At 76.7% G+C, this 16,155-nt stretch carries 15 protein-coding genes; 5 read left to right on the forward strand and 10 right to left on the reverse strand.

Annotated features, from left to right (window positions below; translation table 11 throughout):
- Window positions 1-9: 9 nt before the first annotated feature.
- A complete protein-coding gene (locus LPU61_RS07245) occupies window positions 10-699 on the reverse strand; it encodes a response regulator transcription factor (RefSeq protein ID WP_082106279.1) in 690 nt (229 codons plus the stop codon).
- Between the two features lie 176 nt (window positions 700-875).
- Between LPU61_RS07245 and LPU61_RS07250 the strand changes: the two genes are divergently transcribed.
- The 3 genes from LPU61_RS07250 to LPU61_RS07260 are packed head-to-tail and all read left to right on the forward strand — an operon-like array spanning window position 876 to window position 3,963.
- Window positions 876-2,090 (forward strand): efflux RND transporter periplasmic adaptor subunit, encoded by a 1,215-nt coding sequence (locus LPU61_RS07250; RefSeq protein WP_229404494.1) that lies wholly within the window; start codon window positions 876-878, stop codon window positions 2,088-2,090.
- Window positions 2,087-2,767: an ABC transporter ATP-binding protein gene (locus LPU61_RS07255; protein ID WP_077937327.1), complete on the forward strand. Its 681-nt coding sequence runs from the start codon at window positions 2,087-2,089 to the stop codon at window positions 2,765-2,767. Before LPU61_RS07250 ends, LPU61_RS07255 begins: the two co-directional genes overlap by 4 nt.
- Entirely contained in the window at window positions 2,764-3,963 is a 1,200-nt protein-coding gene (locus LPU61_RS07260) for an ABC transporter permease (protein WP_043963003.1), read from the forward strand. Before LPU61_RS07255 ends, LPU61_RS07260 begins: the two co-directional genes overlap by 4 nt.
- A 110-nt stretch (window positions 3,964-4,073) precedes the next feature.
- Here LPU61_RS07260 and LPU61_RS07265 read toward each other — a convergent pair whose 3' ends face one another.
- The 9 genes from LPU61_RS07265 to LPU61_RS07305 all read right to left on the reverse strand — a co-directional run bounded on the left by LPU61_RS07265 (window position 4,074) and on the right by LPU61_RS07305 (window position 12,200).
- On the reverse strand, window positions 4,074-4,607 hold the full coding sequence (locus LPU61_RS07265; RefSeq protein ID WP_229404495.1) for a hypothetical protein: 534 nt from the start codon (window positions 4,605-4,607) through the stop codon (window positions 4,074-4,076).
- A 146-nt stretch (window positions 4,608-4,753) separates the two neighbouring features.
- Entirely contained in the window at window positions 4,754-5,836 is a 1,083-nt protein-coding gene (gene alc / locus LPU61_RS07270) for an allantoicase (protein ID WP_229404496.1), read from the reverse strand.
- Window positions 5,833-7,149, reverse strand: a complete 1,317-nt coding sequence (allB, locus tag LPU61_RS07275) for an allantoinase AllB (protein ID WP_229404497.1) — start codon at window positions 7,147-7,149, stop codon at window positions 5,833-5,835. The genes alc and allB overlap by 4 nt, the downstream gene beginning before the upstream one ends.
- The gene (locus LPU61_RS07280; RefSeq protein WP_043964429.1) at window positions 7,146-8,501 is read right to left on the reverse strand and encodes an 8-oxoguanine deaminase; all 1,356 of its coding nucleotides are present in this window, start codon (window positions 8,499-8,501) and stop codon (window positions 7,146-7,148) included. The genes allB and LPU61_RS07280 overlap by 4 nt, the downstream gene beginning before the upstream one ends.
- A 4-nt stretch (window positions 8,502-8,505) precedes the next feature.
- On the reverse strand, window positions 8,506-9,360 hold the full coding sequence (gene pucL / locus LPU61_RS07285; RefSeq protein WP_043963005.1) for a factor-independent urate hydroxylase: 855 nt from the start codon (window positions 9,358-9,360) through the stop codon (window positions 8,506-8,508).
- 3 nt (window positions 9,361-9,363) lie between these two features.
- Entirely contained in the window at window positions 9,364-9,717 is a 354-nt protein-coding gene (uraH, locus tag LPU61_RS07290; RefSeq protein ID WP_229404498.1) for a hydroxyisourate hydrolase, read from the reverse strand.
- A complete protein-coding gene (uraD, locus tag LPU61_RS07295) occupies window positions 9,704-10,210 on the reverse strand; it encodes a 2-oxo-4-hydroxy-4-carboxy-5-ureidoimidazoline decarboxylase (RefSeq protein WP_229404499.1) in 507 nt (168 codons plus the stop codon). The genes uraH and uraD overlap by 14 nt, the downstream gene beginning before the upstream one ends.
- A 186-nt stretch (window positions 10,211-10,396) precedes the next feature.
- Complete coding sequence (locus LPU61_RS07300; RefSeq protein WP_229404500.1) at window positions 10,397-11,506, reverse strand: XdhC/CoxI family protein; 1,110 nt, start codon at window positions 11,504-11,506, stop codon at window positions 10,397-10,399.
- Complete coding sequence (locus LPU61_RS07305; RefSeq protein WP_229404501.1) at window positions 11,499-12,200, reverse strand: NTP transferase domain-containing protein; 702 nt, start codon at window positions 12,198-12,200, stop codon at window positions 11,499-11,501. Before LPU61_RS07305 ends, LPU61_RS07300 begins: the two co-directional genes overlap by 8 nt.
- Before the next feature lie 342 nt (window positions 12,201-12,542).
- On the opposite strand from LPU61_RS07305, the gene LPU61_RS07310 reads away from it, so the two are divergent.
- Both LPU61_RS07310 and LPU61_RS07315 read left to right on the forward strand, forming a co-directional pair.
- A complete protein-coding gene (locus tag LPU61_RS07310; RefSeq protein ID WP_229404502.1) occupies window positions 12,543-13,382 on the forward strand; it encodes an FAD binding domain-containing protein in 840 nt (279 codons plus the stop codon).
- Window positions 13,379-16,114 carry a molybdopterin cofactor-binding domain-containing protein gene (locus LPU61_RS07315; protein ID WP_229404503.1) on the forward strand — a complete coding sequence of 912 codons (2,736 nt, stop codon included), beginning with the start codon at window positions 13,379-13,381 and terminating at the stop codon, window positions 16,112-16,114. Before LPU61_RS07310 ends, LPU61_RS07315 begins: the two co-directional genes overlap by 4 nt.
- Window positions 16,115-16,155 lie beyond the last annotated feature (41 nt).

Here is a 16,155-nt window from a genome sequence, read left to right on the forward strand (position 1 = left end):
GCTGCCGCCTCACGGCGCCCCGGGGCTGAGCTTGTAGCCGACGCCGTAGACGGTCAGCAGTTGCTGGGGGCGGCGGGGGTTCAGCTCGATCTTGCGGCGCAGGTTCATCACGTGTACGTCGATGGTGCGCTCGGTCGACTCCCGCTCGACGCCCCGGGTGTGTTCCAGCAGTTGGCCGCGGGTGAACACCCGCCCCGGCTGGCGGGTCATCGCGGCCAGGATCGCGAACTCGCCGGCGGTGCAGTCGACCGGGACGCCACCGGCGGTCACGGTGTGCCGTGGTTCGTCGACGGTGAGCCGCCCGACCCGGTGCACGGGGGAGTCCTGCCCCGTCGTCCGGACGCGCCGCAGCAGCGTCCGGATCCGGGCCACCAGTTCCCGGGGGCTGAACGGCTTGGTCATGTAGTCGTCGGCGCCCAGGTCCAGGCCGCGCAGGAGGTCGTCCTCGCTCGACCGGGCGGTCAGCATCAGCATCAGCACGTCCGACTCCTGCCGGAGGATGCGGCAGACCTGCATGCCGTCCAGCCCCGGCAGCATCACGTCGAGCACGAGCAGGTCGAACGGCTGCTGCCGGGCCTGCCGCAGCGCCGCCTCGCCGTCGTACACGACCGTCGCCTCGTGTCCCTCCGCGGCCAGGTAGCGGCGCAGCGCCTCGGCCTGCCGCCGGTCGTCCTCCGCGAGCATCACCTGTGCGCACATGGTGGGGACTATAGGTCAGGCGTCGGGCTCCGAACCGGCTGCGACCTCGGCCGCGATGTGGGTCGCGCCGCGCCCGGGCAGCCCAGGGGCGGTGCGCCGCGCGGCGCGTCGGCGGTGCGGGAAAGGTCACGCCCGGGCCTGACAGGATCCTGATATTCCCGGGCCACGATCGCGCCATGTCACTGCCCCGGACGGTGCCACCGTCGGACACCGAAACCCAGGTCATCCCGGTCGTCGGCGCGGAACCGACGCCGCGCCGCCGACGCCTGCCGAGGCTGGTGGTGCCCGCCGTCGTCCTCGCGGTGCTGGCCGTCACGGCGGGTGTCGTCTGGTTCGGCCGGGACAGCGGACGACCGCCGGCCGTCGACGAACCCGCCGGGGTGCGCAGCGTCGCGCTGGCGCGGCAGGACATGTCGATGGCGCAGTCGCTGCCGGGCACCCTCGGCTACGGCGCCGCCCGGGTGCTCAAGGGCGGCAGGGACGGCACGGTGACGTGGCTGCCCGCGCCGGGGGCGGCGGTCCGGCGCGGAAAGCAGCTCTACCGCGTCGACGACCGGCCGGTGCCGTTGTTCTACGGCGGGATGCCGCTGTACCGCCCGCTGCGTGACCTCGGCACGGTCGGCCGGGACGTGCGGATCGTCGCCGACAACCTCGACGCCCTCGGCTACGAGATCGGCGACCAGCCGAGGCCCGGCACCCGGCTGGTCCCGTCGCCGGCTCCGTCGCCGGCCGCGTCCCGGCCGGCGGTGACGGTGGGCCGGGGCGAGGCCGTCCTGACCACCGGGCTGCGCGCGGCCGTCAAGCGCTGGCAGAACGACCTGGGGGTCCCGGCGACCGGCGCGGTCGAGCCCGGGGACGTGGCGGTGCTCGTCGGCGCGGTCCGGGTCGACTCGGTCGCCGCCCAGCCCGGGGACAGCGCGAACTCCCCGCTGATGTCGGTCACCCAGACCGCGAAGGTGGTCACCGTGCAGATGGACGTCGGTGACGCCGCCTCGGTCGAGCCGGGCGACGTGGTCGACGTGCGGCTGCCCGACGAGAGCGCGGTCGGCGGCAAGGTCGCCGCCGTCGGCCAGGCCGTGCAGGCCGCGGCGGGCGACGACCCGACGGGCGGCGGCCCGGCCAGGGTCACCGTGACGGTCACCCTGGACAAGTCCGCTGCCGTCGCCAAGATCAGTTTTGCCGACGTGCAGGTCGACTTCGTCGCCGAGACCCACGAGGACGTCCTCGTCGCGCCGGTCGGCGCGCTGCTGGCGCTCGCCGAGGGCGGCTACGCCGTCCAGGTCGAGGGCGGCGGCCTGGTCGCGGTCGAGACCGGCATGTTCGCCAAGGGCCTCGTCGAGATCAGCGGAGACGGGCTCGCCCCGGGCACGCGGGTGGTGACCACCTCGTGAGCACCGTCCTGTCCGCGCGCGACGTCAGCAGGCGCTACCCGGGCGGGGTCGACGCGCTGCGCGGGATCTGCCTCGACATCGCCGAGGGCGAGCTGCTCGCCATCGTCGGGCCCTCCGGCTCCGGCAAGTCGACCCTGCTCCACCTCATGGGCACCCTCGACCGGCCCAGCTCCGGCACCATCCGGATCGCGGGACAGGACGTCGCCGCGCTCTCCGACCGTCAGCTCTCCGCCCTGCGGGGCCGCTGGCTCGGCTTCGTCTTCCAGCAGTTCCACCTCGCCGAGGGCCTCACCGCCGCCGAGAACGTGGCCACCGGCCTGCTGTACGCCGGTGTCCCGCGCAGGCGTCGCCGGGCGCTCGCGCTCGACGCCCTCGACCGGGTCGGCCTCGCCCACCGGGTGGGCCACCGCCCGGCCCAGCTCTCCGGTGGCGAACGCCAGCGGGTTGCCATCGCCCGGGCCATCGTCAACGGACCCGCCCTGGTGCTGGCCGACGAGCCCACCGGCGCCCTCGACACCGGCACCGGGCACGCCGTCCTGCGCCTGCTGCGCAGACTCAACGAGGAGGGCACCACCATCGCCGTCATCACCCACGACAACGAGATCGCCGCCAGCCTGCCCCGCCGCGTCGAGATCCGCGACGGCCGGCTCGTGCGGGACACGGCGGCCGTCCGATGATCCGCCCCGTCCGCCTCTCCCCGCTCGACCTGCTCGACGTCGGGTTGCTCGGCATCCGTACCCGCAGGATGCGGGCCGCGTTCTCGGCCCTGGGCATCGCGATCGGCATCGCCACCACGGTCCTGGTCACCGGCGTCCCCGCCGCCAGTCAGGCGGCGCTGCTGCGCGAACTGTCCGCCCTGGGCACCAACAGCCTCCAGGTCATGGCGCAGCCCAACACGGACTCGCCACCGCAGCTGCCCGAGGAGTCCGTGGCGATGGTGCAGCGCATCGGCCCGGTCACGGTCGCGAGCGCGGTCGCCAACACCCACGCGCTGGTGCGCCGCAACGACCGCACCGACGCTCGCGACGGCTCCGGCCTGACCGTGCTCGCCGCCCGCCTCGACCTGCCGCGGGCCATCAACGCCACGGTGCGTTCCGGGCGTTGGCTCGACCCCGTCACCGAGCGGTTCCCGACCGTGGTGCTCGGCTCGGTCGCCGCCACCCGGCTCGGGTTCGCGGACCTGCCCGCCACCGGCGGCCCGGCACCGATGGTGATCATCGGCGACCGGTGGTTCACCGTCGTCGGCATCCTCGCCGCCACGCCGCTCTCCCCCGACATCGACCGCTCGGTCCTGGTCGGCTGGGAGGCGGCCCGCAGCCAACTCCGCTTCGACGGCCATCCCACCGTCATCTACGTCCAGTGCCGGGAGTCGGCGATCGAGACCGTCCGCGCGGTCCTGCCCGCCACCGTCTCGCCGGTGCAGCCCGGGCAGGTCGTGGTGACCCGCCCGTCGGACGCCCTCGCCGCGAAGCGGGCCACCGAGGGCGCCTTCTCCGCCCTGCTCCTCGGCCTCGCCGCGGTCGCGCTGCTCGTCGGCGGCATCGGGGTGGCGAACACGATGGTGATCGCCGTGTGGGAACGCCGCACCGAGATCGGCCTGCGTCGGGCGCTGGGCGCGCACCGGGGCCAGATCCGCGCCCAGTTCCTCACCGAGTCGGCCGCGCTGGCCGCCCTCGGCGGTGTCGCCGGGACCCTGGTCGGCCTGGCCGCCACCGCCGCGTACGCGGTCCACCAGGGCTGGCCGGTCGTGGTCCCGCTGCCGGCGACGCTCGCGGGGCTCGGCGGCGCCGTCGTGGTCGGCGTCGTCGCCGGGGTCTACCCGTCGATCAGGGCCGCCCGGCTCACGCCGACCGAGGCGCTCGCCTCGACCTGACCGTCGCGGGGAAGAAGGAGCACGCGGGGGAGGAGAGAACGTTCCGGCCGCCGCACGGGAGAACGACGGAGGCGCCACCCGATCGCGGGTGGCGCCTCCGGTCCGTGAGGTCACTTGCGCTTCGCGGCGACCTCACGCTCGCATTCCGGCGAGAACCGCATGCCCTTCGAGATCGACTCCGCGTCGTTCTGTTCGCCGCCGAACGACCAGCCCGGGCCGTCGGGGTTGACCTCGACGTAGCGCACGCCCTTCTCCTTGAGGCACGCCACGACGTCCCGCGCGAAGTCCCTCGCCTCCGGGTTGGCCGGGTCGAGCTCCCACGGCGGCAGCGGCAGCAGGTTCTCGCACGCCTTGTTCGCCTTCCCGATGCGGCCCGACGTGGTGCCGCCGGCCCGTTCCCGGTGGATGTCGACGCCGTGGTCGGCCATGCACTTCTCGTACGGCCGCGCGCGCGCCTTCGCGTCCTCCTCGGTGTCGTCGAGGCGCTCGCGGGGACGCTCGGCCGCCGACGCCGACGGGGCGACGGAGGGCGTTTCGGTGCGCAGCGTGGCCACCTCCGGCGGCTCGGCGGTGTCGGTCTGGTCGGATCCGGTGTTCGAGCACCCCGTGCCACCGATCATGACGGCCAGGAGGAGCGCGGCCATCGGGTACTTCCTCATCGTGACGCCTTCCTGTCGGACGTTCGGCGTGACGCGGTCGCGCCGGTGCCCAGGATCGCCGCCAACTGTCAGGAAGCTGTGTGCCCGCCGCGTCCGGCCGGCGCTGATCGGCCCGACGCGACCGGCCGGGTTCAGCCGCCGCCGGGGCCGGCCGTCGGCGGCCGGGTGCGCCGCCAGCGGGCGACCAGAGCGTCCCGGCCGGCGGCGTCGATCCGGCCGGTCACCCGCAGCCGGGCCATCCCGCCGTCGGGGAAGATGTCCAGCCGGACGTGGGTGGCGGCCCGGGGCGCATCGACCGGGAAGCGGTGCCGGGTGTCCGGCCGCAGCCGGGTCTCCGGCAGCAGGGGGAACCACGCCGCCGGGTCGTCGAGGTCGCCGTGGCGCTCGTCGGCGGCGCGCAGCGTGGCCCGGCCCGGGGCGTTGCCCTTGAAGTGGCTGGTGTCGAGGTCCACGAACTGCGCGACCCCCGGCACGCCCAGCCGGACCAGCACCCAGTCGTTGCCGTCGTCGCGGCGGCGGGCGGTCTCCCAGCCCTCGCCCATCACCCGGGCGGGGCCGGGGGCGAGCAGGTTCTGCGGGGCGCCGTAGAACCGGTCGCTGCACGCCTGCACCCGGCCGCCGTGTTCCGTCGCGGCCAGGTCGAGGACGTCGGGCAGCAGCCGGGGGTCGGGCACCACGTCCCCGTGCACCCGCAGCCGGGCGACGCCGCCGTCGGGGAAGATGGTGAGCCGCACGTGGGTGACGTGGTGGGGCACGTCGACCGGGAAGACGTTGCGGCTGTCGCCGGCCAGCGGCGAGCGGTCGAGCAGCGGCACCCAGCGCGCCCCGGCTAGCTCGTCCGGCCCCGGGTAGCCGTCGACGGCGCACCCGTCGACGGCGGCGAACGGCGGATAGTTGCCGGTGAAGAAGCTGGTGTCGACGACCAGCAGCCGCACGACGCCCGGCAGGCCGAGCCGGACGATGGCGTGGTCGGAGCCGGGCTCGCGGCGGCGGCGGGTCTCCCAGCCGTCGTAGACCTGGCCCTTCGCGGCGAACGTGCGGGGGGAGAACGTCGGCGGCAGCGGGTCGACCAGGTTGTCCGCGGCGGCGAAGAACTCGTCGTTGGCGGCGACCACGCCGCCGCCGAAGGCGCGCGACGCCAGATCGGGCAGGGCGGCGAGGTCGGCCAGGTCAGCCGGGTCGGGACGGGCGGCCGGTTCGGGACGGCCGCTCATGCCGCACCCGCCCGCAGCAGCCGGCCGCGCGGGGCGTCGCCGGTGACCGGTTCGCCGCGCAGCCAGGTGGCCCGCACCACCCCGGTCAGCCGCTGACCGGCGTACGGCGTCACGGGGTGCCGGTGGTGCAGCCGGCCCGGCTCGACGCGGAAGGCGGCGTCCGCGTCGAAGGCCACCAGGTCCGCGTCGGCGCCCACCGCGATCCGCCCCTTGCCGCGCAGCCCGACCAGGTCGGCCGGGCCCGTGGCCATCCACCGGACGACGTCGGCGAGGCCGTGCCCCCGGCGACGGGCCTGGGTCCACACCACCGGCAGGCTGAGCTGCACCGACGCGATGCCGCCCCAGGCGGCGGCGAAGTCGCCGGTGTCGGCCCGCTTCAGCTCGGGCAGGCAGGGCGAGTGGTCGCTGACCACGCAGTCCACCGTGCCGTCGGCCAGCGCCGCCCAGAGCCGGTCCTGGTTGCCCCGGTCCCGGATCGGCGGGCAGCACTTGAACTCCGTCGCGCCGTCGGGCACCTGCTCGGCGGTCAACGCGAGGTAGTGCGGGCACGTCTCCACGGTCAGCCGCACGCCGTCGGCCCGCGCGGCGGCCAGCTCGGCCAACGCCGCGACCGACGACAGGTGCAGCACGTGTACGCGGGCGCCGGCGCGGCGGGCCGCGGCCACCACCGTGGCGACGGCGGACCGCTCGGCCTCCGGCGGCCGGGACGCCACGAAGTCGGCGTAGCGCGGCGACGGGGGCGACTCGCGTACCGACCCCGGGTCCTCGGCGTGCACGACGAAGAGCGCGTCGACCGTCGCCAGGGCCCGCTCCAGCAGGCCGGCGTCGACCGGCGGGAACTCCGGCACGCCGGAGTCGACGAGGAACGCCTTGAAGCCGAACACCCCGGCCCGGCGCAGCGCCACGAGGTCGCCGAGGTTGCCCGGCACGACGCCGCCCCAGAACCCGACGTCGACGTGGCAGCGGCCCCGCGCGGCGGCGCGCTTCGTCTCCAGCGCGGCCACGGTGACCGTCGGCGGGACGCTGTTGAGCGGCATGTCGACCAGGGTGGTGACGCCGCCGGCCGCGGCGGCCCGGGTGGCGCTGGCGAAACCCTCCCACTCGGTGCGGCCGGGCTCGTTGACGTGCACGTGCGTGTCCACCAGGCCGGGCAGCAGGGCGACGTCGCCCAGGTCCTCGTCGACGACGGCGTCGAGCGGCGCGTCGTAGCCGGCGAGCGCGGCGATCCGGCCGTCTGCCACGGCGACCGCCGCCGGCCGCTGCCCGTGCGGCAGCACCGCCCGGCGGGAGCGAACCACCAGGTCGTACCTCATCGGGCCCGCTCCAGCAGCCGGCGGTGCGCGCCGGTGGCCGCCCGGGCGAGGGCGTCGGCGTCGGCGGTGCGCAGCTCCGCGTCCTCGACGACGGTCCGGCCGCCGACCAGCAGCAGCGCCAGCGGCGCTGGTGGGCCGAGCACCAGCGCCGCCACCGGGTCGTCGATGCCGGCGTGGCCCAGCCCGTCGACCCGCCAGAGCGCGACGTCGGCGAGCTTGCCCACCTCCAGCGAGCCGATCTCGTCGGCGCGGCCGAGGCACCGCGCCCCGCCCATGGTGCCCAGGGCGAGGGCCTGCCGGGCGGTCAGCGCCGCCGGGCCGCCGCGCAGGCGGGCCGCGTACAGCGCCTGGCGCAGCTCCGCGCCGAGCTGGCCGGCCTCCTGGGAGGCCGCGCCGTCGACGCCGAGGCCCACCGGCACCCCGGCGGCGAGCAGGTCCGGCACGCGGGCGATGCCGGCGCCGAGGCGGGCGTTCGAGCTGGGGCAGTGCGCCACCGCCGTGCCGGTGGCGGCCAGCATCGCCACCGCCGGGTCGGCCAGGTGTACGCCGTGGGCCAGCCACACGTCGTCGCCGAGCCAGCCGAGCTGTTCGGCGTACTCGACCGGGGTGCAGCCGTGGGTGGCGCGGCAGTATTCCTCCTCCTCGACGGTCTCCGCGAGGTGGGTGTGCAGCCGGACCCCCCGCCTCCGGGCCAGCGCGGCGGACTCCCGCATCAGGGTGCCGGTGACCGAGAACGGCGAGCACGGGGCGACGGAGACGCGCAGCATCGAGCCGGGGGACGGGTCGTGGTGGCGGTCGATGGCGGCCTCGGTGGCCAGCAGCGCCGCCTCGGTGCCCTCCACGAGCGAGTCCGGGGGCAGGCCGCCCGCCGACCGGCCGAGGTCCATCGACCCCCGGCACGGCTGGAAGCGCAGCCCGACCAGCCGGGCGGCCTCGATCTCGGCGGCCAGCGGGTCGTCGCCGCCCGGGGGGAACACGTAGTGGTGGTCCGTGCTGGTGGTGCAGCCGGACAGGGCGAGCCAGCCCAGCCCGGCGGCCGCCGCCGCGTGGACGATGTCGGCGTCCAGGTGCGCCCAGACGGGGTAGAGGCTGGTGAGCCAGCCGAACAGGTCCGACTGCTGGGCCAGCCCCCGGGTCACCCACTGGTAGAGGTGGTGGTGGGTGTTGACCAGGCCCGGGGTGGCCAGGCAGCCGGTGCCGTCGACCCGGCGGGCCGACGGGTCCACCGGGCCGGCCGGCCCGGCCCCGACGGCGGCGATCCGCCCGTCGTCGCCGATCACCACGTGCCCGGCGCGGTGCTCGGTGCCGGCGGCGTCGACCGTGGCGACGGCGCAGTTGTCGATGACGATCACGGCGTCACCAGTCGCCGTCGGCCGGGGCGACACCGTCGCGGCCGACGGTGCCCTCGATCACCCCGTACGGCTGGTCGGTGGCGACGAAGACGGCGTTGGGGTTGTCCAGCCCGAACGGCGACAGGTCGACCGGGATGTGGTGCCGGTTGGGCAGCGACAGCTTGATCTCCGCCACCTCCGGCCTGGCCTCCAGCACCCGGCGGCCCATCGCGTACAGGGTCTGCTGCAACGACCTGCTGTACGTCTCGACGAACGCGGCGACCAGCGCCTCGCGCACCTGCCGGTAAGCGGCGTCCCAGTCGGCGTCGGCGTCGAGGTGCCGCCAGCGGGCGTCCACGGCGGTGGCCAGGATCCGGTCGGTGGTCTCCGGCAGCGTCGTGTACTCGTCGCGCACGAAGCCGTGGAACTCGGAGTTCGTGGTGTTCAACAGCACCAGGTCGGTCAGCCCCGACACGACCCGGACGGTCTCGCCGTCGTAGGTGGCCGTCGCGGTGCGGGTCTCCGCGCCGCCGCGCTGGAAGGAGTGCTGCCCGAGCCGCTGCCAGCCGAACTCCCGCACCGCCACCTCGGCGCGCCGGACGGCCGGTTGGCTGTGCACGAAGTGCCGGGCCAGCAGGAGCGCGAACGCCTCGGGGGAGGCGACGCCGTGTTTGCGGGCGAACGCGTACACCGTGTTCTTCTGCGAGTCGGTCGGCAGCACCTGGCTGTTGTCGCCGGTGAGATGGGTGGCGGCCAGGTCGCCGGCGAGGGCGGTGCGCACGTCGAGGTCCCGCAGCGTGTGCCGGTCGCCGTCGCGGACCACGTGGACCACGCGCACCTGGGCCTTGCCGTACCGGTTGGGCCCCAGCACGATTCCCATCTGTCAACTCCCTCGGTAGGTGGTGTAGCCGAACGGGCTGAGCAGCAGCGGCAGGTGCAGGTGCGCCGTGGGGTCGCCGACGGTGAAGGTGAGCACCACCTCCGGGAAGAAGGGATCCGGCCCGAGGTGCCCGTCGAGGCCGAAGACGAGCCGGTACCGGCCGACCCTCCACTGTGCCGCCGGCACCCAGTCGCGCAGCCGGCCGTCGGCGTCGGTGCGGCCGGCGGCGACCTGCCGCCACCGCGTGCCGTCGAGCCGGTCGAGCCGGACGCCGATGCCCGGCGCGGGCGCGCCGACGACCGTGTCCAGCACGTGCGTGGACAGCGGCGCGGTCGCCCCCGCGTCAGGCCGGCTCATCGAGCAGCTTCCTGATCCGCAGCGCGGCGATCTTCGCCAGTTCCCCGCGTACCACCTCCCGTTCGGTGGCCTCGTCGTGCGCCAGCCGGTCCCGGGCGGTGGCGAGCAGCTCCGTGTCGCTGCGGCCGGCGGCGCAGACCAGGAACAGGTGCCCGAAGCGGCGCTCGTACGCCTCGTTGGCCTCGGCGATGGCGGCCCGGGTCCGGGCGGACGCTGCGTCGAGGCCGGACTGTTCGGCGCGCGACCAGCCGTCCTCCCGGCGCTGCCCGGCCGGGCGCTGGCCGATGCGCGGGTGGGCGGTGAGGGCCCGCGCGACCTCCGGCCAGGTCAGCCGCGCGCTGGCGGCCTGCGCCGTGGCCAGCAGCGCGGCCAGGTCCGGGTACGGCCGCCCGGCCGCGACCTCGCGGGCCCAACGGGGCACGGCGCAGCAGGCCAGCAGATCGTCCTCGGCCCGCTGCGGGGCGAGGGCGTTGAACTCCTCGATCCGTGTCACCGGTCGCCTCCCCTGGCCCGCCTCTCGCAGGAGCAGTCAAACAGGCCGGCCGGCGGGGTCGACAGCGCCGCGACGACCAAAACCGCCGGGCTCGCCGGCCCCGCCGTTGTACGTTCGTCCAGCGCCCACCGGGCCCGACCACGCTCAGCCCCGCAGCCGCAGCTGTTGCCGCGGCGAGCGGGCGCGTCAGCCGTGGATGCGGCCGGTGGCGTCGCGCAGCCGGCCGCCCGCGCGGCCGTGCCGCACCGCGACGAGTTCCGCGGCGATGCTGACCGCGACCTCGGCGGCGTCGCGGCCCCCCACGTCCAGGCCCACGGGGGAACTGAGCCGGGCCAGCGCCGCCTCGGTGACGCCGGCCGCGCGGAGCCGGCCGAGCCGGTCGTGGTGGGTCCGCCGGGAGCCCAGCGCCCCGACGAAGCCCAGCGGGAGGTCGAGGGCCAGCCGCAGCACCGGGACGTCGAACCTGGGGTCGTGGGTGAGCACGCACACGGCGGTGCGCCCGTCCAGCCGACCCGCCTCGGCCTCGGCCGCGAGGTAGCGGTGCGGCCAGTCGACCACCACCTCCCGCGCCTGCGGGAAGCGGCGCGCGGTGGCGAAGACCGGGCGGGCGTCGCAGACGGTGACCCGGTAGCCGAGGACGACGCCGATGCGGGCCAGCTCGGCCGCCACGTCGATCGCGCCGCACACGATCAACCGGGGCGGCGGGGGGTAGGAGCGCACCAGCACCCGCACCCGCCCCGCCGCGCCGGGACCGGCGGGCGGCAGCCGCACCGGCCCGCTGCGGCCCTCGGCCAGCAGCCGGCGGCCGGCGGTCAGCGCCGCCTCGTCCAGCCGGGGGTCGCCGAGGCTGCCGTGGTGGCCGTCCGGCCCGGCGACGATCCGCCGGCCGAGCCGCCCCGGCGGCCCCTGCACGCAGGTCAGCACCGCCACCGCCGTGCCCGCGCGGACGGCACCGGCCAGCACCGGCAGCTCCGCGAAGCCGGCGCGGTCGACCCGCTCGACGTACACCTCGATGGTTCCCCCGCAGGTCAGGCCCGCCGCGAACGCGTCGGCGCCGGCCACCCCGAAGCGCAGCAGCGCGGGCCGCCCGGTGCGCACGGCCTGGCGGCAGGACTCGTGCAGCGCGGCCTCGACGCAGCCGCCGGAGACGCTGCCGGTGACCGCGCCGTCCGGGCCGACCAGCATCGCGGTGCCGGCCGGGTGGGGCGCGCTGCGCCAGGTCTCGACGACGGTGGCCAGGCCGACGGCGTCGCCGTCGGCGCAGCGGCGCACCAGCTCGGCGAGCACCTCATCCACGGCCCGGCCGCCCGTCGGCGGCGGCGGACCCGGTGGCGGAGGTCGGCGTGGCGGCGGGGGCGAGCCCGTCGGCGGCGGTCGGCGTGGCGGCGGCGGGGGCGGCGGGCGGGACGTCGAGGTCGGCGTCGTCGGCCACGTCGGCGCACGGCACGATCCGCACCCGGTCGAGCCGTTGCCGCAGGTAGCCGCCCGCGCCGCTGTCACCGACGGCGCAGGCGCACACGCCGGCCCAGTGCTCCCGGCCCAGCAGCACCGGATGACCCCGGCGGCCCGGCCCGTAGCCGGCCGTGGCCAGGCACGCCGGGGTGGCGCCGGCCGCGACCCGCCGCACCGCCTCGGCGGAGACGCCCGGCATGTCGACCAGCAGCACCACCACGGCCACCGCCTCGGTGCCGGCCAGCGCCCGCAGCCCCACCCGCAGCGAGGAGCCCAGCCCGGTGGCCCACCGGGGGTTGCCCACCACCCGGGCGGCGGAGAGGTCGGCGTCGGCGCGGACCCGGTCGGCCGCCGCGCCGAGCACCACCAGCGCCGGTGAGCAGCCGGCCCCGACGAGGGTACGCACCGCGCGTTCCACCAGCAGCGAGCCGCGGTGGTGCACGAGCGCCTTGGGCCTGCCGTAGCGGCGGCCGGCGCCGGCGGCGAGCACCAGCCCGGCGACGGCGGGGGGCGAACCGGGGGTACGGGACAGCTGCACGACGTCTCCCTCGCGCCGGGTGGAGCGCCCACGCCCGCCGATGGCCCGCGCCGGGCCACGGGCGGTCCCGGCGCGGCGCGGCCCGAACGGCGTCGGACCGGCCCACCATGCGGAGCGGGCCGGGAGGCTGTCAAGGGTGTCCGCCCCCGGCCCGGCCCCGCCCGCCCCGGTTTGGAGCTTCGTCCAACCGGGACGGTCCCGCCCCCCGGCCGCGTTGTCGCCGGCGCGCATTGTCGGGCCGGCGGCCGGGTTGCTTGGATTCCCCTGAACGGCCACCGCCGCCGGCCCGCCCCCGTACCCCGGGCGCCTCGGCCGGCGGCATCCGCCCCCAACGAAAGCGCGATGCCTGTGGACCTGTTCACCGTGCAGGACGTGATCGCCGCGGACGCCGACGCATGGCGGGAGGGCGACCGCTGGCTCGGCGGCGGCACCCACCTCTTCGCGCAGCCGCAACCGCAGGTCCGCCGGCTGCGCGACCTCACCGCCCTGGGCTGGCCCCCGCTGCGGGTCAGCCCCGACCCGGACGAGCCGGGCCTCGACATCGCCGCGACCTGCACCGTCGCCGAGCTGTCCCGGTACGCGCCGCCGCCGTGCTGGCCGTCGCTGGGCCCGCTGATCCGGGGCTGCTGCGACGCGTTCCTCGCCTCGTTCAAGGTGTGGAACGTCGCGACGGTCGGCGGGAACCTCTGCGCGGCGCTGCCGGCCGGGCCGATGATCTCGCTGGTCACCGCCGCCGCGGGGAGCTGCCTGATCCGGGACCTGGCCGGGCGGCAACGGCGCGTGCCGGCGACCGGGCTGGTCCGCGACGTGGGCGTCACGGTGCTGCGCCCGGACGAGTACCTGCACACGATCCGCCTGCCCGCGCGGGTGCTGGGCGGCCGGTTCGCGCTGCGGCGGGCGTCGCTGCACCCGCTCGGCCGTTCGGCGGCGCTCGTCGTCGGTCACCGGGACTCCGGCACCGGGGCGTTCACCCTCACCGTGACCGCCGCCACCCGGCGGCCGGTCGGCGTCGCCCTGCCCGGCCCGCCCCGGCCGGGTGAGCTGGCCGAGTTGCTGGACGCCCGGATCCCCGCCGCGGACTGGTACGACGACGTGCACGGCCTGCCGGCGTGGCGGCGGCGGATGACCCTGCGACTGGCCGAGCAGGTCCGCGCCGAGCTGGCACGGGTGACGGCGCGGTGAGCGTACGGGTGAACGGCCAGCCGTGCGCCGTCGCGCCGACCGGCGGCCAGTGCCTGCGCGGCTACCTGCGGGAACAGGGCTGGTTCGGGGTGAAGAAGGGCTGCGACACCGGCGACTGCGGGGCGTGCACGGTGCACGTCGACGGCGTGCCGGTGCACAGTTGCCTCTATCCCGCCGTGCGGGCCGTCGGCCGCGAGGTGACCACCATCGAGGGCGTCGCCGCGGTGCCCGGCGGGGCCGAGACGCAACGGCGGTTCCTCGACGCCCAGGGCTTCCAGTGCGGCTTCTGCACCGCCGGGTTCATCATGACCGCCGTCGCCCTCGACGAGGCGCAGCGCGCCGACCTGCCCGCCGCGCTGAAGGGCAACCTGTGCCGGTGCACCGGGTACCGGTCGATCGCCGACGCGCTGCACGGCGTCCGCACCACCGAGGACGCGGCACCGGGCGAGGCGGTGGGCCGTAACCTGCCGGCCCCGGCCGGGCCCGACATCGTCACCGGCGCGGCCCGGTTCACCGCCGACGTCTCGGTGCCCGGCCTGGCCCACGTCCGGCTGGTCCGCTCCCCGCTGCCGCACGCCCGGATCGTCGACATCGACGCGAGCGCGGCCCTGGCCGTGCCCGGCGTGCTCGCCGTCCTCACCCACCGGGACGCCCCGGCGACGCTCTTCTCCACCGCCCAGCACGAGAACCCCGACGACGACCCGGCCGACACCCGGGTCCTCGACGACGTGGTCCGGCACGTCGGGCAGCGGGTCGCCGCCGTGGTCGCCGAGACCGAGGCCGCCGCCGAGCAGGGCTGCGCCCTGGTCCGCGTCGACTACCGGCCGCTGCCCGCCGTCACCGACCCCGAGCGGGCGATGCGGGCGGGCGCGCCGGCGATCCACGGCGACAAGGGCGCGCGGTCCCGGATCGCCCGACCGGCCGGCAACGTGGCCGCCGAGCTGCACGGCGGGTGCGGCGACGTCGCCGCCGGGTTCGCCGCCGCCGACGTGGTGTACGAGGAGACGTTCCGCACCCAGCGGGTGCAGCACGCGCACCTGGAGACGCACTGCGCCATCGTGTCGTTCGACCCGGACGGGCGGATCGTCGTGCGCAGCAGCACCCAGACGCCGTTCCTCACCCGGCGGGCCCTCGCCCGCATCTTCGACCTGCCGGCCGAGCGGATCCGGGTGGTCGCCGGCCGGGTCGGCGGCGGTTTCGGCGGCAAGCAGGAGATGCTGGTCGAGGACGTGGCGCTGCTCGCCGCGCTGCGCACCGGGCGGCCGGTGAAGCTGGAGTTCACCCGGGCCGAGCAGTTCACGGCCGCCACCACCCGGCACCCGTTCACCGTCCGGGTCCGCGTCGGCGGCCGGCGCGACGGGACGCTGACCGCGCTGCGGCTGCGGGTGGTCTCGGACACCGGCGCGTACGGCAACCACGGCCCGGGGGTGCTCTTCCACGGCTGCGCGGAGTCGGTGGCCGTCTACCGGTGCCCCGCCACGCGCATCGACGCCTTCGCGGTCTACACCAACACCGTCCCGGCCGGGGCCTTCCGGGGGTACGGCCTCGGCCAGGTCTCCTTCGCCGTCGAGTCCGCCGTCGACGAGCTTGCCCGCCGGCTGGGCGTCGCGCCGGAGGAGTTCCGCGCCCGCAACGTCGTCCGCGACGGCGACGACCTGGTCACCCCGGCCGGCCACGCGGCCGACCTCGCGATCCGCAGCTACGGCCTGGACCAGTGCCTCGACGTCGTCCGCGCGGCGGCGGCGCGGCCGGGCACCGGGCCCGGCGCGCCGGCCGGATGGCTGGTCGGCGAGGGATCCGCTGTGGCCATGATCGCGACCGGGCCACCGGGGGGACACCACGGCCGGGCCCGGCTGAGCCTCACCCCGGCCGGCGGCTACCAGCTCGACGTGGGGACGGCCGAGTTCGGCAACGGCTCCACCACGGTCCACCGGCAGATCGCCGCCGACGTGCTGGGGGCCACAGTGGACCGGATCCGGGTCCGGCAGTCGGACACGGCGCTGGTCGGGCACGACACCGGCGCGTTCGCCTCCACCGCCACGACGGTGGCCGGCACCGCCGTGCTCCGGGCGGCCACCGCGCTGCGCGCGCTGCTGCTCGACCTCGCGGCCGGAGCCCGCCCCGGCGCCGACCCCGCCGGCCTGCGGCTGGGCCCCGACGCCGTCCACGGCGGCGGCGCGCCGCTGCCCCTGGCCGACCTGCACCGGCTGGCCGCCGCCCGGGGCACCCCGCCGACCGCCGCCGGGCACGCCGACGGTGCCGAGCGGTCGGTGGCGTTCAACGTCCACTGGTTCCGCGTCGCCGTCGACCCCGAGACCGGCGAGATCAGGGTGCTGCGCAGCGTGCACGCCGCGGACGCCGGCACGGTGCTGAACCCGATGCAGTGCCGCGCCCAGGTCGAGGGGGGCGTGGCGCAGGCCCTCGGCGCCACCCTCGCCGAGCACGTCCGCCTCGACGCCGGCGGCCGGGTGACCACCACCGGCTTCCGCGACTACCACCTGCCGACCTTCGCCGACGTGCCGCGTACGGAGGTGCACTTCGCGCGCACCGCCGACCCGGTGGGGCCGGCCGGGGCGAAGTCGATGAGCGAGAGCCCGTTCAACCCGGTCGCCGCGGCCATGGCCAACGCGCTGCGCGACGCGACCGGGGTCCGCTTCACCGAGCTGCCGTTCACCCGCGACCGGGTGTGGCACCGTCTGTCCGGTCAGGACGGCCGCCGCGTTCCGCCGTGAGCCGCGAGGATCGGACACGTAACCGAAACCTCACCGTCCTA

This window comes from Micromonospora sp. NBRC 110038 (assembly GCF_020884815.1).
In the GTDB taxonomy this organism is placed as follows: domain Bacteria; phylum Actinomycetota; class Actinomycetes; order Mycobacteriales; family Micromonosporaceae; genus Micromonospora; species Micromonospora haikouensis.